The organism is Brevibacillus sp. DP1.3A (assembly GCF_013284245.2).
Taxonomy (GTDB): domain Bacteria; phylum Bacillota; class Bacilli; order Brevibacillales; family Brevibacillaceae; genus Brevibacillus.
In genome coordinates this window covers 4,093,229-4,116,237 of sequence record NZ_CP085876.1, presented here as the reverse complement: position 1 = coordinate 4,116,237, position 23,009 = coordinate 4,093,229, and the positions used below count along the sequence as shown (strand labels likewise).

The following is a 23,009-nucleotide window of genomic DNA, read 5'->3' as shown; positions in this document are numbered from 1 at the left end:
CTAGTAGCGGAAGGGATTTTTTATGTAACCAGATGTCTTTCGAGAAGATAATCTTGCCGTTTTTGTGTGAATATTTTCCTTTCATGATGGTGAGAATAAAACCATGAATGGAGGGAAGAGACTGCTATGAAACGGAATGGATACCTCGCTCTATGCTTCGTTATGTGCTTTACCATCTTTTCTCCGATGGCTATTGCCAAAGAAAAGGCTGGACAGCAAAAGGGTGACAATCATTTTGCCCCACAAGCTTCATCCGCAGTGATGATTGAAGCGGATACGGGAACAGTCTTGTATGAAAAGAACGCCAATGAAAAAATGCCACCCGCCAGTATCACCAAAGTAATGACCATGCTTTTGATCATGGAAGCGGTGGAGCGGGGAGAGCTTAAGCTTACCGATAAGGTTCGAACAAGTGAAAGAGCAGCATCGATGGGCGGGTCGCAAATTTTTTTACAGCCCGGTGAAGAAATGACGGTAGAGGACATGTTGAAAGGGATTGCGATTGCTTCTGGGAATGATGCCTCTGTAGCAATGGCTGAGCACTTGGCTGGGACAGAGGAGAGTTTTGTCGTGCGAATGAATGAACGCGCACAGCAGCTCGGCATGAAAAATACGCATTTTGTAAACTCCAATGGACTTCCTGCCACGAATCATTACTCTTCGGCAACAGATATTGCGATCATGTCACGCGAGCTCTTAAAGCACGAAGGCATCACGAAGTTCACTGGTACGTACCAAGACTACTTGCGAAAAGATACAGAGAGCCCCTTCTGGCTTGTGAATACGAACAAGCTGGTGCGTTTTTATGAAGGGGTGGACGGTTTGAAAACAGGGTACACAGGCGAAGCGAAATACTGTTTAACAGCGACTGCCAAACGCAACAACATGCGTGTCATTGCTGTCGTCATGGGTGAGCCTGATGTAAAAACGCGCAACAATGAGGTTTCGACCATGTTCAATTACGCATTCACGCACTTTCAGGTGACGCCGATGTACAAAAAGGGAGAAGCTGTGCGAGCACTTGTTGTGGATAAAGGTCAGAAAGCACAGATCAATGCGGTGACACCCCATGCGGTTAGCTTGTTGATGAAAAAAGGTGAATCGGCAGATACCTTCCAAAAGGAAATTGTCATCAACCAGGCGATCAGTGCACCTGTAGCAAAGGACCAAGTAATTGGACACATTTTCATCCGCACGAAAGATGGCAAGGAAGTAAACCGTATCGATCTGTTCCCAGAAGATCAGATAGATAAAGCCAACATGTGGGAGATTCTCAAGCGAACCACCAAGAGCGTTTTGATTAGCTACTGACAGACAGCATGAGCGCGAAAAGAATCGAGTTGCCCCGAATGGAATGGCGCGGCTGCTCGATTTTTTTGTTCTTTTGTCGGCTGGCAGGAATTGGTTTCGTTGAGGAAGAAAGAGAGTTTCTATCAAGGGAGAAGGAGTGTGTCAGCTATGAGTTTACGAGTTGCGATGGAAACACGGCAGGACGTGCTGGTGATCCGTTTGCAGGGTGAGCTGGATCATCATACGGCAGAGGAGTTGCGCAAGAAGGCGGATGATCTTTTGCGTACCTCTACTATACGCCATATTGTGCTGAGTCTAGCTGATTTGACGTTTATGGACAGCTCTGGTATCGGGGTTATTTTGGGAAGATACAAGCAGATTTCTGCCCGATCTGGAGAAATGTACGTCTGCTCGATCAATCCTACGATCTATCGAATATTCGAGATGTCCGGGTTATTCAAGGTGATCAAGTTTCGCGAAAACGAAGCGGATGCTTTGCATGTTCTGGGGGTGGCGTAATGATGGTACAGCGTAACTTTATGTCAGTGTCGTTTGCAGCGTTGAGCCAAAATGAAGCATTCGCACGTGTAGCAGTTGCAGCCTTCATATCCCAACTCGATATTACGATGGACGAGCTGGAAGAAATCAAAACCGTTATATCCGAGGCTGTTACCAATGCCATTATTCATGGTTATGACGAAAATCCAGAGGGTGTGGTACAGATCTCTGTGCGAATTCAAGAGGACAGCGTTGATCTGATTGTGGAAGACAATGGACGAGGAATTGAGGATGTGGAGCAGGCCATGCAGCCACTCTATACGACGAAACCGGAGCTTGAGCGCTCTGGAATGGGCTTTACCATTATGGAGAATTTCATGGATTCTTTGGAAGTGGCAACAGTTGTGGGTAAAGGAACAACTGTGCGCCTCACCAAACGCCTAGCGTTTGCCAAAGCCTTGCAAAATTAGGGGTAGTGCCTATGGGTGCCGATATCAAAAACGCGAGTCAACCATTTCTGACCAATGACCAAGTGAAAGAGCTAATCGCCAAAAGCCAAGCTGGCGACACTGAGGCACGAGAGCTTTTAGTCAACAGTAATATTCGACTGGTCTGGTCCGTCGTCCAGCGCTTTATCAACCGCGGATACGAAGCGGATGATTTGTTTCAGATCGGTTGTATTGGCCTTTTGAAAGCCGTAGACAAGTTCGATCTCTCCTATGATGTTCGATTCTCAACCTATGCTGTGCCGATGATTATCGGAGAAATTCAACGTTTTTTACGCGATGACGGTACAGTCAAGGTAAGTCGATCACTCAAAGAAACAGCCAATAAGGTACGACGAACAAAGGATGAGCTGTACAAGCAATATGGTCGCGCACCCACGATTGCTGAGGTTGCGGACGTGGTGGGGATTACGCCAGAAGAAGTCGTGTTTGCGCAAGAAGCGAATCGGGCACCTTCTTCCATCCATGAAACGGTTTTTGAAAATGACGGGGACCCCATTACGTTGATCGATCAGATTGCGGATGAAGGGGTCAACAAATGGTTTGAAAAAATTGCACTCAAGGATGCGATCAGTCGATTGAGTGAGCGGGAGCAACTCATTGTTTATCTGCGCTACTACAAGGATCAGACGCAGTCGGAAGTAGCGGAGAGGCTGGGAATCTCGCAAGTACAGGTATCGCGTCTCGAGAAGCGCATTTTACAAACAATCAAAGACCAAATTGAGCATTAACAGATGCAAAGAAACACTCCGGTCACTACGTGGCTGGGGTGTTTTTTTGTGTGAAAAACGTCCCCTCTCATCGGGAGATCGAAACATCTCGACGTTTTTCATAAAACAGAATGTGACCGCCGTTTATTTGCATGGGTTTTGTGGCTCGGCACATACTAGCGAATAATCAGGTATGTGATGGAAGGGGAAGGTACCATGAAAGACGCGTTGTTTCTGCGCCTGAGAAAGCGATTGGCCGTACAGCCACAAGCCATGATTATGCTTGGGGACATTTGCCAGCTTTACTGGGATGGAGAGCGCGAGGAAGCGTTAAAGCGGATGCCCATTTACCAGACAAAGCCAACAGATGGCAATTTGATCATTATCGATATTATGCAGGTGATTAAAAGGCTGCGCTCTGTCTATCCTGACGTGGAATTGGACGTCCAGGGTGCTCCCCAAATCATAGTGGAAGTACTCAATCCACGAAAGAAATCGAACCCGATGTTGGTGGCGATGGTGTGGATTCTGTTGTTCATTGGCTCAGGCTTGGCGATCATGAATTTCCATACTGATGTCAGCATGATGCAGGTTCACGAACGGATCTACTATTTGATTACAGGTGAAAAAAGCCATCAGCCTTTGTGGTTGCAAATCCCTTACTCCATCGGAATCGGCTTGGGGATGATTCTGTTTTTCAATCATATCTTCCAGAAAAAAATCAACGAAGAACCTAGTCCGCTAGAAGTGGAATTGTTTATGTATCAGCAAAGCCTGGATCAATACTACATACAAAATGAAAACAAGGAAAACCAACGGACGAAGAAATGAGCGTCATCAAATGCTTGTTGCTTATGTTGATCGGGCTAGGTGGAGGTCTTGCAGTAGGGAGTGGGCTGGTCGCGTTTATTACCGTTCTGGACATTATTCCAAGGTTAACGCAATTAACGAATGCTCATCGATATATCCGCTCGCTGGAATGGGCTCTAGTGGCAGGAGCACTTTTTTTTACGTTTATTGACTTTTTTCACTGGGGTGCTCATTTGCCCGTTATCGTTTCTTCGATTTACGGGGTATTTGCAGGGATATTTGTGGGGACACTTGCCGCAGGCTTGACTGAGGTACTGAATGTCTTTCCGATATTGGCGAAGCGAATCCACATGGATGGCAGTCTTCTCTTTCTGTTGATGGCAGTGGTTTTGGGAAAAGTGACGGGTTCCTTGCTGCAATGGCTGCTCCATCTGTGAAATGGTAAATACCACTATTCATAGGCAACTTTAGAAAAAGGAAGGATATAGGAAGAAAGCTTACAAAGGGAGTGAAAGGTCATGGCAACCAAAACAAAATCCAAATCCAAAGCCCCCGGATCGATGCAGATGACCAAACAACTGTATCAACAGCAAGCTTCCAAGTTCCAGCCCAAACGAAATGTTTTGCTTAACTCGTTTCGAGCGTTTTGGGTGGGTGGGACCATATGTTTGTTGGGTCAGGCTATTCAAAATATGTATATTACCTTCTTCGGATTTACGGAGAAAACGGCAAGCAATCCGACCGTTGCGACGCTTATCTTTCTATCGGTATTGCTGACGGGGCTAGGTGTGTATGACAATATCGGGCAGTATGCCGGAGCAGGATCAGCTGTGCCTGTTACAGGCTTTGCCAACTCAATAGCTTCTGCTGCCATCGAACATCGGAGCGAAGGGTATGTGCTCGGCGTTGGGGGAAATATGTTTAAGCTGGCTGGCGCGGTCATTGTATTTGGGGTTGTTGCTGCTTTCATTGCGGGAATTTTAAAGAGCCTGATCAACATGTTTTTCTAAGGGAGGGCTGGCGGTGTCAAACAATCAACCAGTGAAACGAGTCAATCGGCAAACTTGGCACTTCGATCAAAATGTTCGCTTGCAAAGCTCGGCAGTTGCTGTGGGACCAAAAGAAGGAGAAGGGCCGCTGGCACACTTGTTTGATAAGATCCACGACGATATGTATGCAGGCCAACAGACGTGGGAAGACGCCGAACGCCAGTTGATGGAGGATGCAGTCAACACCTTGCTGCAAAAGGCTGGGATCACGGGCAAGGATGTGGATATCATTCTCGCCGGTGATCTGTTGAATCAGAACATCACCACCAACTTTGCAGCAGAAAAGGTGGCGATTCCGCTTTTGGGCATGTACGGAGCTTGTTCTACCTCGATGCTGACACTGGCAAATGCGGCGGCTTTGGTAAACGCAGGCTATGCGAACAGGGCCATTGCTGCTTGCAGTAGCCACAATGCCACAGCGGAAAGGCAATATCGTTATCCCACGGAATATGGAGGCCAGAAGCCGCCAAGCGCCCAGTGGACAGTGACAGGAGCCGGCGCTGGATTGGTCGGGATAGGGGGAAATGGTCCGCGAATCACGTATGCGACGATGGGAAAAGTAGTGGATATGGGGATTAAAGACCCGTTTGACATGGGGACGGCTATGGCTCCAGCAGCAGCTGCGACGATCCAGACGCATTTTCAAGATACGGGGCGCTCCCCACAAGCCTATGATTTGATCGTGACTGGTGACCTGGCAGCTGTCGGGTTTCCAATTCTAAAAGAGCTTATGCTGACAGAAGGATACGATATGGATCAAATCTACAATGATTGCGGGTTAATGATTTACTCCCCCGATCAGGATGTATTTGCAGGCGGGAGCGGTTGTGCCAGCAGTGCAGTGGTCACGTATAGCTACATTTTGGATCAACTCAACCGTGGGTTACTGAAAAAGGTGTTGGTCTGTGCCACGGGAGCCCTCTTAAGCCCGGTAAGCTATCAGCAGGGCAATTCGATACCGTGCATCGCCCATGCGGTTGCACTGGAAGGAGGAAAATGATGGAGTACCTGATTGCTTTTGTCGTAGGGGGATTGGTTTGTGTAGTAGGTCAGCTCCTTCTGGATGTTGGCAAACTAACGCCTGCTCATGTCATGAGTACGCTGGTTGTGGCAGGAGTTTTTCTCGATTTTATCGGTGTGTATGACAAGTTTATTGATTTCGCAGGTGCAGGTGCGACTGTGCCGATTACGAGCTTCGGTCATTCTTTGTACCATGGAGCTATCGGCGAGGCTGAGCAACATGGGTTGATAGGTGTGGCAACGGGGATTTTTGAGGTCACGAGTGCGGGTATATCGGCTGCGATTGCATTCGGATTTTTTGCCTCACTCATCTTTAAACCCAAAGGGTAAGTCCAAGCAGTAAAAGGCGGTGACCCAGCATGGACACAGTACGGCGGAAAGTCATCTTGGTGACAGACGGAGATCATATTGCCCAAAAAGTTATCGAGAATGTCGCCAAGCAATTTGGTGGTCGATGTATATCACTGTCTGCCGGGAATCCAACTCCATTACGAGGCAATCAGATGGTCGAACTCATTAAAATGACACCATATGATCCTGTCATCGTCATGTTCGATGACAACGGAGATTACGGCAAGGGTAGAGGGGAACGAGCACTCGAATACGTGGTGAAGCATCCAGATATCGAAGTAATCGGTGCGATTGCAGTAGCCTCAAATACACAATGGGTCAAGGGTGCGACGGTCGCTTATTCCGTAAACAACCAAGGACAAATTGTAGACGAAGCGGTGGACAAGGACGGGTACGCAGACGAGCAACTTCAGCATCATATTTATGGAGATACGGTAGACATCTTGAATTACTTGCATGTACCAAATGTCATCGGAATTGGAGATATAGGCAAAATGGAAGGCAGGGATAGTTTGCAAAACGGTTGTCCCATCACAACGAGAGCGGTGCAATGGATAATGGAAAGGAGCGGCGCTCATGGCACAGGTCACGGAAAAACGGCATCCCATCTCGACTTATCTTGAAGAGAATCAGAGGTATTTGAACGACAGACTCGGTGTTGGTAAGAGCTTTGATATTGGGGTCCATGATTTTTATGTGGGGCATACACGAATGTTGTTGTATTACATAAATGGCTTCGCAGAAAGCTTACTCATTTCGCAGGTCATGCGTGAGTTGAATGATGTGCGTGACCGGGAGCTGGCGGACGACGCTTTCGACCAGCTGTTCCACAAATTCATCCCTTTCTTTCAGCTCAGCAAGGTGGAAACGACAGACGAATTCATGGACAAATTACTCGTCGGTCAAGTAGGGCTTATCATCGACCGATCGCGTCACGCGATCATTCTCGATGCAAAAATACTGCCAAATCGTTCACCACAGGAGCCAGATACGGAGCGAATCGTTCGGGGAGCGCATGACGGCTTTACAGAAGTCCTGATAACCAATACGACTCTTACGCGTCGAAGGATTCGTGACGAACGGCTCCGATTTGAAATCATGCAGATTGGGGAGCGTACCAAGACAGATGTTGCGGTTGCCTACTTGCACGATGTAGCAAATGAAGAGCTGGTCCAAACGTTAAAGGAGCGTCTACAAAACATCCAGATTGACGGGATACCGATGGCAGAAAAAACCGTCGAAGAATTTATCATTGGAAAGACTTTGAACCCTTTCCCGTTAGTACGATATACAGAGCGACCTGATGTAGCTGCTGTACATCTATTGGAAGGTCACGTACTGATTTATGTGGATACTTCGCCGAGTGTCATGATCACACCCGCCACTTATTTTCATCATGTACAGCATGCGGAGGAGTATCGACAAACACCGGTAATCGGTGCTTATCTGCGCTGGGTTCGCTTTTTGGGAATCTTTGCTTCTGTTTTTGTTTTGCCGATCTGGTTGCTTTTGGTTATGCACCCTTCCATGATACCGGAGCCACTTCACTTCCTGGGGATCAAAAAGATGGGGAGCATTCCAATTTTGGCACAATTCGTGATCGCTGAGGTTGGACTGGACTTGATGCGGATGGCCGCCATTCATACGCCAGCGCCGCTCTCGATTGCCGTAGGTTTATTGGCCGCGATTCTGGTCGGGGATGTGGCTATCAAGGTAGGACTCCTCGCACCCGAGGTTATCTTGTATCTGGCAGCGGCGGCAATCGGGATGTATGCGACTCCCAGTTATGAGTTGAGCTTGGCCAATCGACTGATTCGTTTATTTCTGATTCTCATGGTGGGCTTTTTCTCCACACCGGGACTGATGATCGGACTTACGATCATTCTGATTTTCTTGGCTTCCACCCGTTCGCTCAATACACCATACTTATGGCCGTTCATTCCATTCAACTACAAAGGGATGAAGGATATTGTGGTACGGCTGGCTGTGCCAAGCAAAAACAACAGGCCGAGTATCGTTCGCGCGCAAAATTCCTCTCGGCAATAATATTCTGAAAACGGTTGGCTTCACCCATTGTCAAACGCACAACCTTGTAGTAAATTGTAGGGAAGCCTTACGAACAAAAGTTTCTGTATGGCAACTGACGCTCCTTGTTGGTTGCCTTTCTTTATAAAAGGTTGTCTATATACATCATCGGTGCGAATGAATTGGGGAGGAAACGAAACATGTACTTACACGGGACAAGTCGAGTGAATGAACAAGGAAACTTGGAAATCGGAGGCTGTGATACGACACATCTAGCTGCTACTTACGGAACACCTTTATATGTGTATGACGAACTACAAATTCGCACCAAATGCCGCGAATTTGTCAATGCGTTTCACAATACGGGTTTTTCCTTCCAGGTTGCTTACGCGAGTAAAGCTTTTTGCACGATGGCGATGTGCAAGTTGATTGAAGAGGAAGGCTTGTCACTCGATGTAGTATCTGGCGGCGAATTGTATACGGCTCTGCAAGCTGGATTCCCCGTAGAGCGCATCCATTTCCATGGCAACAACAAATCTCATGATGAGTTAATCATGGCGCTCGATGCCAAAATTGGCTGTTTCGTTGTAGACAACTTTTATGAGCTGCACATCTTGGCGCAATTGGCCGAAGAGCGGAACGAAAAGGTCTCCGTTCTCTTGCGTGTCACACCGGGTGTAGAAGCTCATACGCATGAATACATTTCTACAGGGCAGATCGACTCCAAGTTTGGCTTTGACGTGCAAAACGGCCAGGCTCTTGAGGCGATTCAATTCTCTCACGAAAGCAATCATCTCCATTTATTGGGAGTTCATAGCCATATAGGTTCACAAATATTTGAAACAGAAGGCTTCCTCGTCGCTGTCAAACGATTGACAGAACTGTTGGGGGAAGCAAAAGGAAAGCTTGGATTCCTGCCAGAAGTACTGAATGTAGGTGGCGGCTTCGGTATTCGGTATGTAGAAGGGGATACACCGCAGCCAGCGGAAACGTATATCAAAGCCATTACAGATGTCGTTCGCCAAGAACTCACAGCGCTGGAGATTCCTCTACCTGAGATTTGGATCGAGCCAGGTCGGAGTATTGTAGGAGATGCAGGGACAACCTTGTACCGAATTGGATCGCAAAAGAACATTCCAAATGTCCGGAAATATATTGCGGTCGATGGTGGCATGACAGACAATCTGCGACCAGCTTTGTACGATGCAGAATATGAAGCAGCGATTGCGAACAAAATGAATGCACCTGCCACAGAAGTTGTTTCCATTGCAGGGAAGTGCTGTGAGTCAGGTGATATGCTCATCTGGGATGTGAAGCTGCCAGAAGCACAGGCGGGCGATATTCTCGCAGTTCCAAGCACAGGTGCCTATGGGTATTCGATGGCGAACAACTACAATCGGATTGCTCGTCCTGCTGTTGTATTTGTCAAGGACGGAGAAGCAGAAGTAGTCGTACGACGTGAAACATACGCAGAAGTAGTCGGTCACGATGTTCTGCCAAAACGGGCGCAGCTAATGCGCTAAACTTCATAAAAAATGAACAAACCTTCCCGATCGTTTGGGAAGGTTTTGTATTTCCTTCATCTCCCATTCATGATTGCTTAATGTTTTCTCGGCATAATGAAAGGGTGAGGGGGAGCGATTCATCATGTTGTCGACTCTTATGAAGCGGTTTCGACGAATACCCTACATTTCATTGGACAAACGCCAATGGATGAAGGCGATGATTCGGCAAGAAGTGGAGAGAGAGAAGAAAGTCGTCATGTTTTATATAGATATCGTCAAGCTGACAGAGGTAGAGCATCGCTATGGCGATACAAGTGCCAAGAGAGTTCTTCATATATTTGAAAGCATTTTGCCAGCTGTAGCTCGTCAAGCATTTGAAATCAAAGGGAGAATCATCGCGATTCAAAAGCTGTGGGGAGATGATTTTGCGATCTACACTTCCTTTTCGAACACGATGAGTGAGGAAGACTGTCAAATGCTATCGATTCATTTTCAGGAGTTGGCTGAACGACAGTTAAATCGACAAGTGAGCTTCGTCAATCGCGAGGAGCTTCGTGTCCATATCGGTTATGCGGAAATCATCGGAGAAGATATCGTGAAAGAGATGTATACTTCTGTCAAACATGCTGTACATATGGCCAAATATGGGATTACCTCCGAAAAATATACGCACATCAGACAATTTCACAAGCTGCTTGCAGAAGAAAACGTCCAGATGCATTTCATGCCGATCATTCATTTGCCAAATGGCGAAGCTTTGGGATGGGAGGCATTGGCGCGAGGGCCGGTCAACAGTCTCTTTGCAACTCCCGCTGCCTTGTTCAATTATGCACAAGAGACGGATACGGTGTTTCGTTTGGAGCATATATGTCGAAAACGGGCATTGGAGCATATACGCTATCTGAAGCCGCATGAAAAATTGTTCATCAATTTGGACCCACGGGCGATTGACGATCCGTTTCTGTTGCGTGGCAAAGTGCAGATGCTTTTGGCAGAGTATGAGCTGACGCCACAAAACATTGTTTTTGAAATTACAGAGCGCCACGCGATTACGAATTACGCTGCCTTTCGAAAAATCATTGAGGAGTACCGCAAGCAGGGCTATATGATTGCTGTAGATGATGCGGGAGCAGGATATTCCAGCTTGGAATCGATTACAGAAATCTATCCAGATTTTATTAAGCTCGATATGTCATTGATCCGCAATATCGATGTCGATCCGATTAAGCAGGCGTTGTTAGAGACGTTTGTGTCCTTCGCTGACAAAGTGAACTGTAAAATCATTGCAGAAGGGATCGAGACGGAGCGTGAGCTGGAAACGCTCATAGACGTCGGTGTCATCTATGGACAGGGTTACTATTTAGGCAAGCCGGACAAAGGGATGGCGCAGCTATGTGGAACGGCTATGAACTTTCTGCGATTTACAATGGAAAGGCGGATTGAGCAAGAAGCAGAGCTAATCCTGCCCACTCCGGCTATGACGGAAATTTTGGCGAAGACAATCAGTGTTGAAAAGCACGTGAAAGTAAGACGAATCCATGAGATTTTCGAACAAAATCAGCGGATTGAAAGCGTGGTTGTACTGGAGAACGGCATACCAGTTGGGCTTGTTATGCGCTTTTCTCTGTATCAAATTCTCGGTGGTCAATACGGAATCGCATTGTATTATGAAAGACCCGTTTCTCAAATCATGAATACCAACCCGCTCAAAGCTACCAAAGACGACAAGTTGGATGAGGTAGCGAAGCGGGCGATGGCCAGAGATGCTTATCATTTGTATGATGTGGTCATTATTATTGATGAGAATGGCGAGTACATCGGTATCGTTACCGTGCAGAAGCTGTTGGACAAAATGGCCTCCATTAAGCTCGAGATGGCGAGCTCTGCCAATCCGCTGACAGGGTTGCCGGGGAATGTGCAGATTGAAAGGGAATTGAATCAACGGCTGAAACGGAATGATCATCAGGTGGTCATCTACTGTGATCTCGACCGTTTCAAATGGTTTAACGACCGCTACGGATTTGAAGTGGGTGATCAGATTATCGTTCGAACGGCGAACTTGTTGCGGGAAGCATCGAAATGGTATGGAAGCGGGTCTGACTTCATAGGGCATATCGGCGGAGATGATTTTATCCTGATTACGACAGCACAATGTGCGAATGATGTAGTCTTGTTTATCATGGATGCTTTTACACCGTACTTTTCGGACATTTATGAAAAGCGCAGAATGGGGGACGGCCAGGAGCTCTCGATGTCGATGGCAGGTGTCGTCCTATATGCAGGGAAGTACACCAGTGCGGAACAAGTTGCAGAGAAGGCAGCGTACGTGAAAATGGTGGCAAAGGCGAAGGCGGGAACTGTTTTTATTACTGATTGTGAGTTGCCTGGAGAAGAGCAGATCCGCATCGAGGGATAAATTGGACGTCAATCGTTCTCCATGGTAGAATGGGTACGTTAACTTTACAAGGTATGGAGGTTCAACATATGAAAAAAGCGCTCATCACCATGGAAAATGGTAACCAAATCGAGCTGGAGCTGTTCGATCAAGAAGCTCCGGGCACAGTAGCAAACTTTGAGAAATTGATTAACGAAGGCTTCTACAACGGACTGTCCTTCCACCGTGTTATCCCTGGCTTCGTAGCACAAGGCGGATGCCCTTACGGTACAGGTACAGGCGGTCCTGGTTACACAATCAAATGTGAAACAAAAGGAAACCCACACAAGCATCAGCGCGGTTACCTGTCCATGGCACACGCAGGAAAAGACACAGGCGGAAGCCAATTCTTCATCTTGTATGATGCTTTCCCTCACCTCGATGGCGTACATACAGTATTTGGTCGCGTCACTTCCGGTATGGAACACGTTGATGCAATCAAACAAGGCGATAAAATGGGTACAGTAAAGGTAGGCTAATAAAAGTTTTATAAACACCGATGAGGGAAATGGTCAAGACCCCATTTCGTAGACAGTAAGAAAAACCCTGGCCGTTAGGCCGCTAACTGACGTCTAAATTCACTAGGCGTCAGTTTTTTTAATTTCAGTTGAAGACGTTCTTCGTTGTAAAAATGGATATATTCCTCAATTCTTCTTTGAGCATCTTGTACATCTCGTATATCATAGGGATATAGAGCTTCGGTTTTCAAATGAGAAAAGAAGCTCTCCATCGAGGAGTTGTCTAGGCAATTGCCTCGTCGTGACATGCTGATTTTGGCGCCAACCGTAGGCAGCATGTCGTGGTATGCATGAGACGTGTACTGGTGACCCTGATCGCTGTGAACGATCACACCAGTCACGTCTTTTTGTGTTTTAAATGCTTTCTTGAAAGTCTGAAGAACAAGCGCATTGTCGTTTCGAGAGCTGATATGATAGGCAACAATTTCGCGCGTACACAAATCTTTAATTGCTGAGAGATAGATGCGTTCATCTCCGATTCGATATTGGGTAACGTCAGTTACCCATTTTTGATTTGGTCTCTGAGCAACGAAATTACGATTTAGCATGTTCTCGGCTACACGTCCATCGGAAACAATGGCTTGAAAAGTGGTGATATGGGCACGTTTCCGGCGAATAACTGCTTTAATCCCCAGATTTTGCATCAACCGTAACACTTTTTTATGGTTTACTTTACAACCATACTGGCGTACTAGTTCTGCTTGAATTCTGCGGTAGCCGTAAATTCCTTTCCTTTGCTTATAGATCATGTTGATTTTCTCTTTCAAAGCTTTGTCCTTGTTCTGTTTTCTAGTGGAGAGGTATTTATAATATCCGCTTCTCGAGACACCTAAAGCCTTACAAATCTCAGTTACCATGAAGATTGAAGACAATGTCTCCACCATGTGATATTTCTTCCTTACACCTCCCGTACCCAGATTTCCAAACACTTTTTTAGGATTTCATTTTCACGCTTTAATTTTTGAACATGACGGTCCTGGTCAATATACGTCTCCCGACGTCCACGTTGATCTAGGAGTCCAAACTCTCCAAGCTGTCTATACTTTCTCATCCACTTTCTCACACGATCTTTGTCCAGAATTCCCAGATGTTCTGTAATTCGTTTATACGTCCATTTTTCCTCAAGATGTAAACGTATGGCTTCCCTTTTCAGTGTTTCTGGATAGCTCATAAACTTTTGCCCTTTAGCTGCCATAAAAAAATGCACCCCCTAAAGTTCATCGGTAAACCACAGGGGTTTTTCCAATGTCTACTTTAAGGGGTGCACTTCAAAACCTTGTCGGTGTTTTTTCGTCAGGATGCATGCTGGGTCCAGCTGGAATGGGGTTGTAAGCCTATCTATCTGCTGGTATGCTAGAAGATAGACGACTTTTTTGAACACGGATGATTAGGAGGAAGCAATGGACCTTTTTCACTTTGATTGGAAAACGGTACCGTTTCGCATGATTGCGTTCGTTATCGCTTTTACTTTGCACGAATGGGCGCATGCCTTTGTCGCTTGGAAGCTAGGTGACAACACGGCTAAATCGGAAGGCCGTTTAACATTAAACCCAATCCCGCATATTGATCCGTTTGGTTTGATTCTCATTTTGTTTGGTCCATTTGGTTGGGCGAAGCCAGTGCCGATCAATCCTCTTCATTTTCGCGGGAACAAGCGTTTAGGTATCGTTTACGTTTCGGTGGCAGGTCCGATTATCAACCTGATCCTATCGATCTTATTCTGCATCGTGTACATTCTTGTACGCTATTCCGGAATGTTGGTAGGAATGAATGAAAAAGCAGTCTTTGCCATTGAGACAACGCTTGAATTTAGTATCATCATCAATGCGGCTCTTTTCGTCTTTAACCTTTTGCCGATCCCACCATTGGATGGCTACAAAATATTGCGCTTCTTGTCTCCGCGTAGCTGGGATGCGAAGTACTATCATTATGAGGTTTACGGACCGTGGATCTTGCTCTTGCTGATTTTCATTCCAGGTGTCAGCTCTACCATTTTCGGGATTCCGCTTGCTATTGTAAGCACCTGGATTCAACAGATTGCAGTGAACATATTAAGCGTGTTCATCTAACGGAAACGAGGGACGACTTTTGGCTTACAGCATCAAACTTGATTCCTTTGAGGGACCACTCGATCTGTTGCTCCATCTGATCGACAAGGCTGAGGTGGACATCTACGACATACCGATAGCGGAAATTACGGAGCAATACCTCGCGACGATTGACAAGATGCAAGAGCTCCAACTGGATGTGGCCAGTGAGTTCGTAGTCATGGCGGCTACGCTCCTCTCTATTAAGAGCAAGATGCTGTTACCCAAAAAGGAGGAGCATGTCTTTCAGCAGTTCCTCGATATGGATGTAGACGAGATAGACCCGCGTGAAGAACTGGTTGCTCGTCTGTTGGAGTACAAACGCTATAAAATGCTTGCTGAGAACTTGCGAGAAATGGAAATCGGCCGTAATCAAGTTTTTACGCGTCCCGCAGAAAATTTATCTCCTTATGCGCGCGAAGAAGATCATACCGTAACGAATGTGACCCTCTATGATTTGATCAACGCGTTGGAAAAGCTGGTAAAGAAAACGAAAGAAAAAGAACCGATGACCAAGGTGTCGCGCGACGAAATCTCCATCAAGGATCGGATGACGGAGATACGCCAAGTGGTACGCGGTGGTGGGATGGTTCGGTTTTCTGAGTTGTTTACTCAAGGGGCGACGCGTACAGAGATTGTGACGACCTTTCTCGCTTTGCTTGAGCTCATGAAGGCTAAGCACATTACGTGTGTACAAAATCAATTGTTTCAAGACATCATCATATGTGAAACCGGAGCGGAAGGAGCCCATAACGATGGACTATGACAAGCTGAAAGGCGTAATCGAGGGCTTGCTGTTCATCTCGGGTGATGAAGGAATCGATGCCAAAGAAATCTGTGAAATCACTGAGGTGTCGGAAGAAGAGGTCATCGATTTGATCGAAGACATGAAAGCTGACTTCCGCCGAGCAGGACGCGGTATTCAAATCGTGGAAGTGGCAAAAGCGTATCAGCTGACCACTCTGCCCGAGCATGTACCCTATTTTGAACGGCTAGCAACATCGCCAGGTCAGTCAACGCTATCCCAAGCAGCATTGGAGACTCTTGCCATTGTTGCGTACAAGCAGCCACTGACTCGTTCGGAGATTGAAGAAATCCGTGGCGTTAAATGCGAAAAAGCACTGAACACCCTCTTATCTAAACACCTCATTCGCGAAGCGGGGAGAGCAGAGGGGATCGGACGTCCTATTTTGTACGCGACCACTAAAGAATTTTTGGAGCATTTTGGATTACGGGAACTGGGGGATTTGCCAGAACCGCCTGTCAATCTTGATATCGAAGAAGCGCGATTGGAAGCATCAGCGCTATTCGGAAAAGCAGAAGAATCAACAAACGACTAGTTACAGTCCGGACAGTTTTTCGTACTATCATACGACTCGTCCCCATATACTATGGTACAAACCTGTGTATCGTGGTATAACGACGGCTTTTCTCTTGCCTAATAGGCAAGGTTGAGCCCAAGTTTTCAAATGGGGAGGACGTTTATGAGCATTCGAAAATATCTGTCCGGCGTACTCGTCGTTTTTCTTTTTATACAGATGGCTCTTACGCCGGCAGCGATGGTAAAAGCTGCTGCAGCTCCACCTAGCTTGTCAGCAGAAGGTGCAGCGCTAATCGATGTAGAGAGTGGGCGGATTCTTTATTCCAAAAACGGTACGAAAAAAATGAGGATCGCGAGTCTGACAAAAACGATGACAGCAATCGTAGCGATCGAGATGGGCAAATTGGATGCACAGGTAACGGTACCGCCACAAGCAGTTGGTGTAGAAGGCTCATCGATCTACTTGAAAAATGGGGAGAAGCTCACGCTTGAAGAACTGCTGTACGGTTTGATGTTGCGATCTGGTAATGACGCAGCAGTCACCATCGCAACGCACATCGGAGGGTCAGTGCCTGGATTCACTTACTTGATGAATGAAAAGGCTGCGATGATTGGAATGGAGCATACGAATTTCACCAATCCGCATGGTTTAGATGACAGTAACCAGCATTACTCCACCGCGGAAGATATGGCAAAGCTGTCCGCCTACGCCTTACATAATCCGGTATTTCGTCAAATCGTTTCAACGAAAGTCAAGGATATTTCATGGGAAGGCGAGCAGTGGGATCGGCGTCTACTCAACAAAAACAAGATGCTTCATTTATACAACGGTGCTGATGGTGTGAAAACGGGATACACCAAAATCGCGAAGCGCTGCCTAGCATCTTCTGCCACGCGGGATGGAAGGCAGCTGGCCACGATTACCCTGAATGCTTCTGATGACTGGAACGACTCCGCCAAGCTGATGGACTGGGGCTTTGCGAATTATCCACTACAAGAGCTGGTCAAAAAAGGGCAGGAGGTAAAGCCTGACACGCCAGTCACACTCGAAACAGGAACTCATCTTGTCACAACAAACGCTTTTCAATATCCATTGCAAACGGCAGAGGCAGAGGGGATTCACAAACGCGTCGTTATGGGAGAATCAACGGTAACATCGAAAATGAATGGTCAGCTGGCAGGGTTTCTGCAACTCTATTTAAAGGAGAAGATGATTGGGCAGGTTCCGTTGCTAGTTAGTGTGGATGCGCCGACTTTAGCAGCTCCGCAAGCTTCACGCTCCATGTGGCAGCCATTTTGGGACATAGTGTCAGGGGGGCTGTGGAGTGCTTAATGTCATCTGGCTCGGTCTCATTGTCATTAGCATTGTCGTTGCGGCCATGACGGGGCGGATGGAAGCGATTAACGCAGCAGCATTTGAAGGAGCCAAGACGGGAGTAACCGTTTGTCTCGGTCTTCTCAGTGTTCTCGCTTTTTGGATGGGAATGATGCGGATTGCAGAAAAGTCAGGACTCCTTGAGCTATTGGCGCGGGTACTGTCACCGATCATTCAGATCCTTTTTCCTGATGTACCAAAAGGACACCCTGCTATGGGATATATCCTCTCAAATATGAGCGCAAACTTGCTCGGGCTGGGTAATGCAGCAACTCCAATGGGGCTGAAAGCCATGGAAGAGCTCCAAAAGCTAAATCCAGACAAGCAAAACGCTTCGGCTGCCATGTGTACGCTGCTGGCGATCAATACGGCGAGCATTACGATTATTCCTACGACGATGATCGCGATCCGCATGCAGTATGGCTCCGTGAATCCCGTAGAAATCGTAGGCACTACGTTGTTATCTTCCTTTGCTGCCACCATTGTCGCCCTGTTGATTGATCGCATGTATCGTTATCGGCATATACGAAGACACAGATAGGGGGAGTCCTTATGTACCAATGGGTATCCCTGCTCTCTCTTTGGGCCATTCCCGTTACGATTGCCTTTGTCTTGTTGTATGGGTGGCGGAAACAAGTCCCCGTCTACGAGACGTTTGTAGATGGAGCAAAAGGTGGCTTAACCACTACGATTCGCATACTCCCGCATCTGATTGCCATGATGGTCGCGGTGAGTATGTTTCGGGAGTCAGGAGCATTGGATCTACTGCTTCGCGTGCTCAAACCGCTACTTGACCTGTTGCATTTTCCGGAAGAACTGGTCCCGTTGGCGTTGCTTCGTCCGTTGACGGGAACAGGCTCACTTGCGATAGCAACAGATTTGATCGCGCAGTACGGTCCCGATTCTTTTTTGGGCAGACTGGCAGCTACCATGCAAGGGAGCACAGATACGACACTGTATGTCCTAACCGTTTATTTTGGCGCAGTTGGCATTCGCAATTCTGCTTATGCGCTAAAGGTAGGCTTGTGGTCGGACCTGGCTGGTGTCATATTCTCGCTGCTCATTGTCTCCTACATTTTCGCTTAATAGAGTTCAAATAGTGTTGGCAGTGAAAACTTCCTCATGGATATGGGGAAGTTTTTCCCTTTTTCTTGTCCACACTAGTAAGAATGGGTATGATGTTGTAGAGGTGAACCAACGATGGAACGTTTACAGAAAGTATTGGCGCATGCTGGAATCGCCTCTCGTCGCCATTGTGAAGAATTGATTGCGCAAGGCAAGGTGCAGGTAAATGGCCAAGTCGTACGAGAGCAGGGAATAAAAGTCGATCCGCTCAAAGACAAAATTGTGGTGAATGGACAGCAGGTTAAGCTGGAGCAACATGTCTATCTCTTGCTGTACAAGCCTACCGGTGTCATTACGAGCGTCACTGACCCGCGCGGCAGACGGGTAGTGATCGATCTGTTGAAGGGAATTAAAGAACGGGTATATCCAGTAGGTCGCTTGGATTACGATACTTCCGGCTTGCTGCTCTTGACGAACGATGGGGAGCTTGCCAACAAGCTGGCACATCCAAGCTATGAAATCGATAAAGTGTATCGGGCATGGGTAAAGGGAATCCCTAGTCAGGAAAAAGTGCACAAGCTAGCAACCGGCATTCGTTTGGAAGATGGCATGACTTCTCCCGGTCAGTCCAAATTGTTGAAGACAGAGTCTAGCAGCCAAAAGGCATTGGTAGAACTGACTATACATGAAGGACGTAACCGCCAAGTGCGCAGAATGTGTGAAGCAATCGGTCATCCGGTGCTGACATTGGAGCGAATCCGTCTAGGATTTCTCACATTAGATGGACTAAAGCCAGGCGAATTTCGCAAGCTCAATCATGAGGAAGTGGAGAGCTTGAAGCGGGGATTGGTTCAAAAGAAACGCAGCCCGCGGTAGAAACATTGATTCGTTCAAAATCTGTTCATAAGTTGTGCGCTGTCGGAAAAACTAGGAACGCTATAATAGAATGGGAAAAGGATGCAATTTATTAGCAGTAGATGGGAGTATGGAGTCATGAACAAAAGCAATCGTACATATGTCAGGATCGCGGTATTGGGTGTTTTGCTTGTAGCGCTGGTCTTTGCACTCTATTCCAGCTTTGTGAAGGACCCCGGTGCTGTGAAAGTAGGAAGCGATGCTCCGAATTTTAGTTTGGAGCAACTGAATGGACCAGAGCTGACTCTGGAAAGTTTGAAAGGAAAGGGCGTTATCCTTAATTTCTGGGGCACGTGGTGTGAACCCTGTAAGGAAGAAATGCCGGCATTGCAAGAGCAATATACGAAGTTTAAAGACAAGGGATTGGTTGTAGTCGGCGTCAATATCGGAGAATCGCCAGTTGCCGTAGAACCATTCGTGAAGCAGTTCGGGATTGACTTCCCTATTTTGCTCGATCGCCAATCGCAAATAACAAAGCTGTATCGAATCGGTCCGATTCCGACGACTTTTTTCATCGACCCTGATGGAGAAGTGCAGGACATTTTTATCGGGCAGTTGGATGAAGCGATGATTGAGTCGAAAATAACAAAAATCTTGCCGTAAGTGAGGAGCAATGATGGATCAGAGAAAATGCGAATGCGGTCATACCAACCCGGTTGGGACGCTGCTCTGTGAGTCTTGCGGGAAGCCTTTGAATGTGGAAGTCCACGAGCAGACATCGTTTCCTGACATGCGTTATGAAGGAATGGCAAGACGTTCTCAAACGAATAAAACAAAGGTAATCGATCGAGTCTGGAACTTTTTTTCTTCGGTCAAAATTGCAATCGGTATCATTATTGTCATTTTGGTGGCGTCCGCAGTTGGAACCATCTTTCCACAACAAATGTACATACCGGTTCCCGTACCGACTGAAGCAGATGTTGCCCGTTTTTATACGGAATCATATGGAACGCTGGGAACGATTTTCTACGGCCTTGGATTTCACAATATGTACTCGTCCTGGTGGTTTGTGACGCTTCTTGTTATGCTCGGTACGTCTTTGGTTATCTGTAGTCTGGACCGCGTAGTACCGCTGTATAAAGCGTTAAAGAAGCCAAGATTGAACCAGCACAAGTCCTTTTTGAAAGGGCAAAAGCTGTTTGCAGAGGGTGAGCTTGCTCCAGAAGCCAATCAGGAAGCAATACTGGACGCCTCCGCTCTGGCATTGAAAGAAAAAGGATACCGCATTTTCCGCACGGAACGGGCGATTATGGCTGAAAAAGGCCGTTTTAGCCGTTGGGGTCCTTACATTAATCACATTGGACTGATCTTGTTTTTGGTCGGTACCCTGATGCGAAGCCTGCCTGGCTTTTACTTGGACGAGTACGTCTGGGTGCGTGAGGGACAAACAATGGCGATTCCGAATACCCCTTACTACATAAAAAACGAGAACTACACGACAGAGTATTGGTCGGAAGAAGAAATGCCGGAGCAACTGGAGCTTAAGGGCGGAGCCATTGTGAAGAGCTACCAGACAGAGGCCATTTTGTATGAAAATAAAAGCGCTGACGTTCCAGGGAAAAAGCCGGATTTGGTAGAAGTACAGAAGGGTCCGATCGTCGTGAATCATCCGATGGAGCAGGACAGCCTCTACATTTATCAGAGCGGCGTGCAAGAGATGCAGCTTGGCGCGCTTAATTTTACAGTGGTCGATTTGAAAAACAATAAAAAAGAGATCGGTCTTATCAAAATTGATCTGTACAATCCACAGCCAGAGCAAACCATTGCGGATGGGTTTACGGTACGGATTTTGGATTACTTCCCCGATTTTATAATGGGAAAAGACGGGAAGCCGGCGACGAAAACCAATTTGCCTAAAAATCCGATGGTGGCATTGGAACTCATTGGAGAGAATGGCAATTATAACGAAAAACTGGTTTATCTAGAAGGAACCATTCTTACACAGAAAAATGATACGCGTTACGGACTCGACATCAAAATGCCTGATTTAATCGATATTGCAGGGCTGAATGTACGGGTGGACAAAGCATTGCCATTGATTTATTTAGGTTCATTCATTTTCCTTGCGGGCGTTGTGATCGGCATGTTCTGGCAACATCGTCGGGTTTGGGTACAGACGCAAGAGGGAAGTATCTTGGTAGCAGCTCACACGAATAAAAACTGGTTCGGTCTTCGTAGAGAAGTAGATGGGCTGGTTAAACAAGCGGAGCTCCCTGTCACGATAGAAGATAAAACGAAGGCCAAGGCCTAAAGCTTCAAAGGGGGTACTAACAACGTGCAGCTCATTCAACTGAGTGACTGGTTACTGGATGTCGCGTTCCTGCTTTACGTCATCTCGTCTATCGTCTTCGCTGTAGCCGTGACGGGTAAAAACTGGGCAGGGCGTGATCCCAAACAACATGAAGAGCGCTATGGACGGATTGCGTATTGGTTAGCCGTTATCGGTTTTGTGGCGCAAACAGGGTATGTGATTGCTCGCTGGATTGCAGGCGGTCATAGCCCGACGAGTAACATGTTTGAGTTTATGGCATTCTTGGATTACTGTATTATCCTGGCCTACTTAATTATTTACCGGATCTACAAGCTGACCTCGATTGGGGCGTTCGTTCTTCCGCTAGGGGTTATCATGCTCGCGTATTCGTACGTGTTCCCAAAGGAAATCACCCCATTGATTCCGTCTTTGCAGAGCTACTGGCTGCACATTCACGTGACTACTGCTGCACTGGGTGAAGGGATTTTGGCGGTTGGTTTTGCAGCGGGTCTGATGTATTTGATCCGTACCGTTCCGCAGCATATTTCCACGAAAAGTACGAAATGGCTGGAGATCGTGCTGGCTGTGGTCCTGATGCTCGTTGGATTCATTTTGATGGATTCTACGTTTGCTCGTATGGATCAAAAGACGGTATTTGAGATGAAGAAGGAAGAAATGAATGCAGCAGGACAGATGGTAAAACCGAAAGTGGAGTACATCCTGCCTGCAATTGTTGCACCTGCTGATTCAACCATCATCAAGGAAGGTCCAATGTCTCCACTCTTTGAGGCACCTACCTGGATGGAAGGAAAAGACGCTGCACGCAAATTGAACACGATGCTGTGGTCTGTCCTAACAGGGGTAATTCTGTATGGCGGAATGCGTTTGATTTTCCGAAAACGATTAGGGGCTGCAATTAAGCCTTCCGTTGAGAGTGTCGATCCTGAGCTACTGGACGAGATCAGTTATCGAGCAATCAGTATCGGATATCCGGTGTTTACCCTCGGGGCCCTTATCTTTGCGATGATTTGGGCAGAAGAGGCATGGGGACGATTCTGGGGCTGGGACCCTAAGGAAGTATGGGCCTTAGTTGTCTGGCTCTTCTACAGTGCCTACTTGCACTTGCGTCTATCCAGAGGATGGATCGGTGCAAAATCAGCATGGATGTCCGTCATCGGGTTCGTCATTATTTTGATTACACTGGTCGTGGTCAACTTGGTCATTGCTGGTTTGCACTCCTACGCTGGGGTGTAGAATATCCTCGAAAAGCTGGTTTTAC

The 23,009-nt window shown here is 47.0% G+C and carries 26 protein-coding genes; 24 read left to right on the top strand and 2 right to left on the bottom strand.

Annotation, left to right across the window (positions count from 1 at the left end):
- Positions 1 to 126: 126 nt before the first annotated feature.
- The 14 genes from HP399_RS18705 (at position 127) to HP399_RS18640 (ending at position 12,677) form a co-directional block, all read left to right on the top strand.
- Complete coding sequence (locus tag HP399_RS18705; RefSeq protein WP_173620171.1) at positions 127 to 1,311, top strand: D-alanyl-D-alanine carboxypeptidase family protein; 1,185 nt, start codon at positions 127 to 129, stop codon at positions 1,309 to 1,311.
- 147 nt (positions 1,312 to 1,458) lie between these two features.
- Positions 1,459 to 1,809, top strand: coding sequence for an anti-sigma F factor antagonist (gene spoIIAA / locus HP399_RS18700; RefSeq protein ID WP_007724108.1), 351 nt, complete (start codon positions 1,459 to 1,461; stop codon positions 1,807 to 1,809).
- Positions 1,809 to 2,258 (top strand): anti-sigma F factor, encoded by a 450-nt coding sequence (gene spoIIAB / locus HP399_RS18695; protein WP_048032581.1) that lies wholly within the window; start codon positions 1,809 to 1,811, stop codon positions 2,256 to 2,258. Before spoIIAA ends, spoIIAB begins: the two co-directional genes overlap by 1 nt.
- A gap of 11 nt (positions 2,259 to 2,269) precedes the next feature.
- Positions 2,270 to 3,025 carry an RNA polymerase sporulation sigma factor SigF gene (gene sigF / locus HP399_RS18690; RefSeq protein ID WP_173620170.1) on the top strand — a complete coding sequence of 252 codons (756 nt, stop codon included), beginning with the start codon at positions 2,270 to 2,272 and terminating at the stop codon, positions 3,023 to 3,025.
- Between the two features lie 195 nt (positions 3,026 to 3,220).
- Positions 3,221 to 3,835 carry a stage V sporulation protein AA gene (locus HP399_RS18685; protein WP_228088285.1) on the top strand — a complete coding sequence of 205 codons (615 nt, stop codon included), beginning with the start codon at positions 3,221 to 3,223 and terminating at the stop codon, positions 3,833 to 3,835.
- A complete protein-coding gene (locus HP399_RS18680; RefSeq protein WP_173620168.1) occupies positions 3,832 to 4,251 on the top strand; it encodes a stage V sporulation protein AB in 420 nt (139 codons plus the stop codon). Before HP399_RS18685 ends, HP399_RS18680 begins: the two co-directional genes overlap by 4 nt.
- 81 nt (positions 4,252 to 4,332) lie before the next feature.
- Entirely contained in the window at positions 4,333 to 4,824 is a 492-nt protein-coding gene (gene spoVAC / locus HP399_RS18675; protein WP_173620167.1) for a stage V sporulation protein AC, read from the top strand.
- Between the two features lie 13 nt (positions 4,825 to 4,837).
- Positions 4,838 to 5,863, top strand: coding sequence for a stage V sporulation protein AD (spoVAD, locus tag HP399_RS18670; protein WP_173620166.1), 1,026 nt, complete (start codon positions 4,838 to 4,840; stop codon positions 5,861 to 5,863).
- Positions 5,863 to 6,213 carry a stage V sporulation protein AE gene (gene spoVAE, locus HP399_RS18665; RefSeq protein ID WP_137029388.1) on the top strand — a complete coding sequence of 117 codons (351 nt, stop codon included), beginning with the start codon at positions 5,863 to 5,865 and terminating at the stop codon, positions 6,211 to 6,213. The genes spoVAD and spoVAE overlap by 1 nt, the downstream gene beginning before the upstream one ends.
- A gap of 29 nt (positions 6,214 to 6,242) precedes the next feature.
- Positions 6,243 to 6,857 carry a stage V sporulation protein SpoVABEA gene (locus HP399_RS18660; protein ID WP_173620165.1) on the top strand — a complete coding sequence of 205 codons (615 nt, stop codon included), beginning with the start codon at positions 6,243 to 6,245 and terminating at the stop codon, positions 6,855 to 6,857.
- On the top strand, positions 6,811 to 8,280 hold the full coding sequence (locus HP399_RS18655) for a spore germination protein (RefSeq protein ID WP_173620164.1): 1,470 nt from the start codon (positions 6,811 to 6,813) through the stop codon (positions 8,278 to 8,280). The genes HP399_RS18660 and HP399_RS18655 overlap by 47 nt, the downstream gene beginning before the upstream one ends.
- Positions 8,281 to 8,459: 179 nt before the next feature.
- Positions 8,460 to 9,782: a diaminopimelate decarboxylase gene (gene lysA, locus HP399_RS18650; protein ID WP_173620163.1), complete on the top strand. Its 1,323-nt coding sequence runs from the start codon at positions 8,460 to 8,462 to the stop codon at positions 9,780 to 9,782.
- A 124-nt stretch (positions 9,783 to 9,906) separates the two neighbouring features.
- Positions 9,907 to 12,180, top strand: coding sequence for a GGDEF domain-containing protein (locus HP399_RS18645; protein WP_173620162.1), 2,274 nt, complete (start codon positions 9,907 to 9,909; stop codon positions 12,178 to 12,180).
- Between the two features lie 68 nt (positions 12,181 to 12,248).
- Positions 12,249 to 12,677 carry a peptidylprolyl isomerase gene (locus HP399_RS18640; RefSeq protein ID WP_173620161.1) on the top strand — a complete coding sequence of 143 codons (429 nt, stop codon included), beginning with the start codon at positions 12,249 to 12,251 and terminating at the stop codon, positions 12,675 to 12,677.
- Between the two features lie 74 nt (positions 12,678 to 12,751).
- Here HP399_RS18640 and HP399_RS18635 read toward each other — a convergent pair whose 3' ends face one another.
- The gene (locus tag HP399_RS18635; RefSeq protein ID WP_255654190.1) at positions 12,752 to 13,573 is read right to left on the bottom strand and encodes an IS3 family transposase; all 822 of its coding nucleotides are present in this window, start codon (positions 13,571 to 13,573) and stop codon (positions 12,752 to 12,754) included.
- Positions 13,574 to 13,614: 41 nt separating this feature from the next.
- A complete protein-coding gene (locus HP399_RS18630; RefSeq protein ID WP_228088556.1) occupies positions 13,615 to 13,887 on the bottom strand; it encodes a helix-turn-helix domain-containing protein in 273 nt (90 codons plus the stop codon).
- Between the two features lie 229 nt (positions 13,888 to 14,116).
- Between HP399_RS18630 and HP399_RS18625 the strand changes: the two genes are divergently transcribed.
- From HP399_RS18625 to ccsB, 10 genes are all read left to right on the top strand, one after another.
- The gene (locus tag HP399_RS18625; protein WP_173617976.1) at positions 14,117 to 14,785 is read left to right on the top strand and encodes a site-2 protease family protein; all 669 of its coding nucleotides are present in this window, start codon (positions 14,117 to 14,119) and stop codon (positions 14,783 to 14,785) included.
- A 19-nt stretch (positions 14,786 to 14,804) separates the two neighbouring features.
- Positions 14,805 to 15,569, top strand: a complete 765-nt coding sequence (locus HP399_RS18620) for a segregation/condensation protein A (RefSeq protein ID WP_173617975.1) — start codon at positions 14,805 to 14,807, stop codon at positions 15,567 to 15,569.
- Positions 15,559 to 16,143, top strand: a complete 585-nt coding sequence (scpB, locus tag HP399_RS18615; protein WP_173617974.1) for an SMC-Scp complex subunit ScpB — start codon at positions 15,559 to 15,561, stop codon at positions 16,141 to 16,143. The genes HP399_RS18620 and scpB overlap by 11 nt, the downstream gene beginning before the upstream one ends.
- 144 nt (positions 16,144 to 16,287) lie before the next feature.
- The gene (locus tag HP399_RS18610) at positions 16,288 to 17,457 is read left to right on the top strand and encodes a D-alanyl-D-alanine carboxypeptidase family protein (protein ID WP_173617973.1); all 1,170 of its coding nucleotides are present in this window, start codon (positions 16,288 to 16,290) and stop codon (positions 17,455 to 17,457) included.
- Entirely contained in the window at positions 17,450 to 18,040 is a 591-nt protein-coding gene (locus HP399_RS18605) for a nucleoside recognition domain-containing protein (protein WP_007724061.1), read from the top strand. Before HP399_RS18610 ends, HP399_RS18605 begins: the two co-directional genes overlap by 8 nt.
- An 11-nt stretch (positions 18,041 to 18,051) precedes the next feature.
- Positions 18,052 to 18,585 carry a spore maturation protein gene (locus tag HP399_RS18600; RefSeq protein ID WP_173617972.1) on the top strand — a complete coding sequence of 178 codons (534 nt, stop codon included), beginning with the start codon at positions 18,052 to 18,054 and terminating at the stop codon, positions 18,583 to 18,585.
- A gap of 114 nt (positions 18,586 to 18,699) precedes the next feature.
- Positions 18,700 to 19,440 (top strand): pseudouridine synthase, encoded by a 741-nt coding sequence (locus HP399_RS18595; RefSeq protein ID WP_173617971.1) that lies wholly within the window; start codon positions 18,700 to 18,702, stop codon positions 19,438 to 19,440.
- 117 nt (positions 19,441 to 19,557) lie between these two features.
- Complete coding sequence (gene resA / locus HP399_RS18590) at positions 19,558 to 20,082, top strand: thiol-disulfide oxidoreductase ResA (RefSeq protein WP_007724043.1); 525 nt, start codon at positions 19,558 to 19,560, stop codon at positions 20,080 to 20,082.
- A 13-nt stretch (positions 20,083 to 20,095) separates the two neighbouring features.
- On the top strand, positions 20,096 to 21,730 hold the full coding sequence (locus HP399_RS18585) for a cytochrome c biogenesis protein ResB (protein ID WP_173618004.1): 1,635 nt from the start codon (positions 20,096 to 20,098) through the stop codon (positions 21,728 to 21,730).
- Positions 21,731 to 21,754: 24 nt separating this feature from the next.
- Positions 21,755 to 22,984 (top strand): c-type cytochrome biogenesis protein CcsB, encoded by a 1,230-nt coding sequence (gene ccsB, locus HP399_RS18580; protein ID WP_173617970.1) that lies wholly within the window; start codon positions 21,755 to 21,757, stop codon positions 22,982 to 22,984.
- The last annotated feature ends 25 nt before the right edge of the window (positions 22,985 to 23,009 follow it).

Bases quoted from the DNA above. Each gene is read 5' to 3' on its own strand.
- scpB (WP_173617974.1), top strand. From the start codon at position 15,559: ATGGACTATGACAAGCTGAAAGGCGTAATCGAGGGCTTGCTGTTCATC.
- HP399_RS18705 (WP_173620171.1), top strand. From the start codon at position 127: ATGAAACGGAATGGATACCTCGCTCTATGCTTCGTTATGTGCTTTACC.
- lysA (WP_173620163.1), top strand. From the start codon at position 8,460: ATGTACTTACACGGGACAAGTCGAGTGAATGAACAAGGAAACTTGGAA.
- HP399_RS18685 (WP_228088285.1), top strand. From the start codon at position 3,221: ATGAAAGACGCGTTGTTTCTGCGCCTGAGAAAGCGATTGGCCGTACAG.
- HP399_RS18610 (WP_173617973.1), top strand. From the start codon at position 16,288: ATGAGCATTCGAAAATATCTGTCCGGCGTACTCGTCGTTTTTCTTTTT.
- spoIIAA (WP_007724108.1), top strand. From the start codon at position 1,459: ATGAGTTTACGAGTTGCGATGGAAACACGGCAGGACGTGCTGGTGATC.
- HP399_RS18595 (WP_173617971.1), top strand. From the start codon at position 18,700: ATGGAACGTTTACAGAAAGTATTGGCGCATGCTGGAATCGCCTCTCGT.
- HP399_RS18655 (WP_173620164.1), top strand. From the start codon at position 6,811: ATGGCACAGGTCACGGAAAAACGGCATCCCATCTCGACTTATCTTGAA.
- sigF (WP_173620170.1), top strand. From the start codon at position 2,270: ATGGGTGCCGATATCAAAAACGCGAGTCAACCATTTCTGACCAATGAC.
- spoVAC (WP_173620167.1), top strand. From the start codon at position 4,333: ATGGCAACCAAAACAAAATCCAAATCCAAAGCCCCCGGATCGATGCAG.
- HP399_RS18645 (WP_173620162.1), top strand. From the start codon at position 9,907: ATGTTGTCGACTCTTATGAAGCGGTTTCGACGAATACCCTACATTTCA.
- spoVAE (WP_137029388.1), top strand. From the start codon at position 5,863: ATGGAGTACCTGATTGCTTTTGTCGTAGGGGGATTGGTTTGTGTAGTA.
- HP399_RS18640 (WP_173620161.1), top strand. From the start codon at position 12,249: ATGAAAAAAGCGCTCATCACCATGGAAAATGGTAACCAAATCGAGCTG.
- HP399_RS18635 (WP_255654190.1), bottom strand. From the start codon at position 13,573: ATGGTAACTGAGATTTGTAAGGCTTTAGGTGTCTCGAGAAGCGGATAT.
- spoIIAB (WP_048032581.1), top strand. From the start codon at position 1,809: ATGATGGTACAGCGTAACTTTATGTCAGTGTCGTTTGCAGCGTTGAGC.
- HP399_RS18630 (WP_228088556.1), bottom strand. From the start codon at position 13,887: ATGAGCTATCCAGAAACACTGAAAAGGGAAGCCATACGTTTACATCTT.
- HP399_RS18625 (WP_173617976.1), top strand. From the start codon at position 14,117: ATGGACCTTTTTCACTTTGATTGGAAAACGGTACCGTTTCGCATGATT.
- HP399_RS18600 (WP_173617972.1), top strand. From the start codon at position 18,052: ATGTACCAATGGGTATCCCTGCTCTCTCTTTGGGCCATTCCCGTTACG.
- HP399_RS18680 (WP_173620168.1), top strand. From the start codon at position 3,832: ATGAGCGTCATCAAATGCTTGTTGCTTATGTTGATCGGGCTAGGTGGA.
- HP399_RS18585 (WP_173618004.1), top strand. From the start codon at position 20,096: ATGGATCAGAGAAAATGCGAATGCGGTCATACCAACCCGGTTGGGACG.
- resA (WP_007724043.1), top strand. From the start codon at position 19,558: ATGAACAAAAGCAATCGTACATATGTCAGGATCGCGGTATTGGGTGTT.
- HP399_RS18660 (WP_173620165.1), top strand. From the start codon at position 6,243: ATGGACACAGTACGGCGGAAAGTCATCTTGGTGACAGACGGAGATCAT.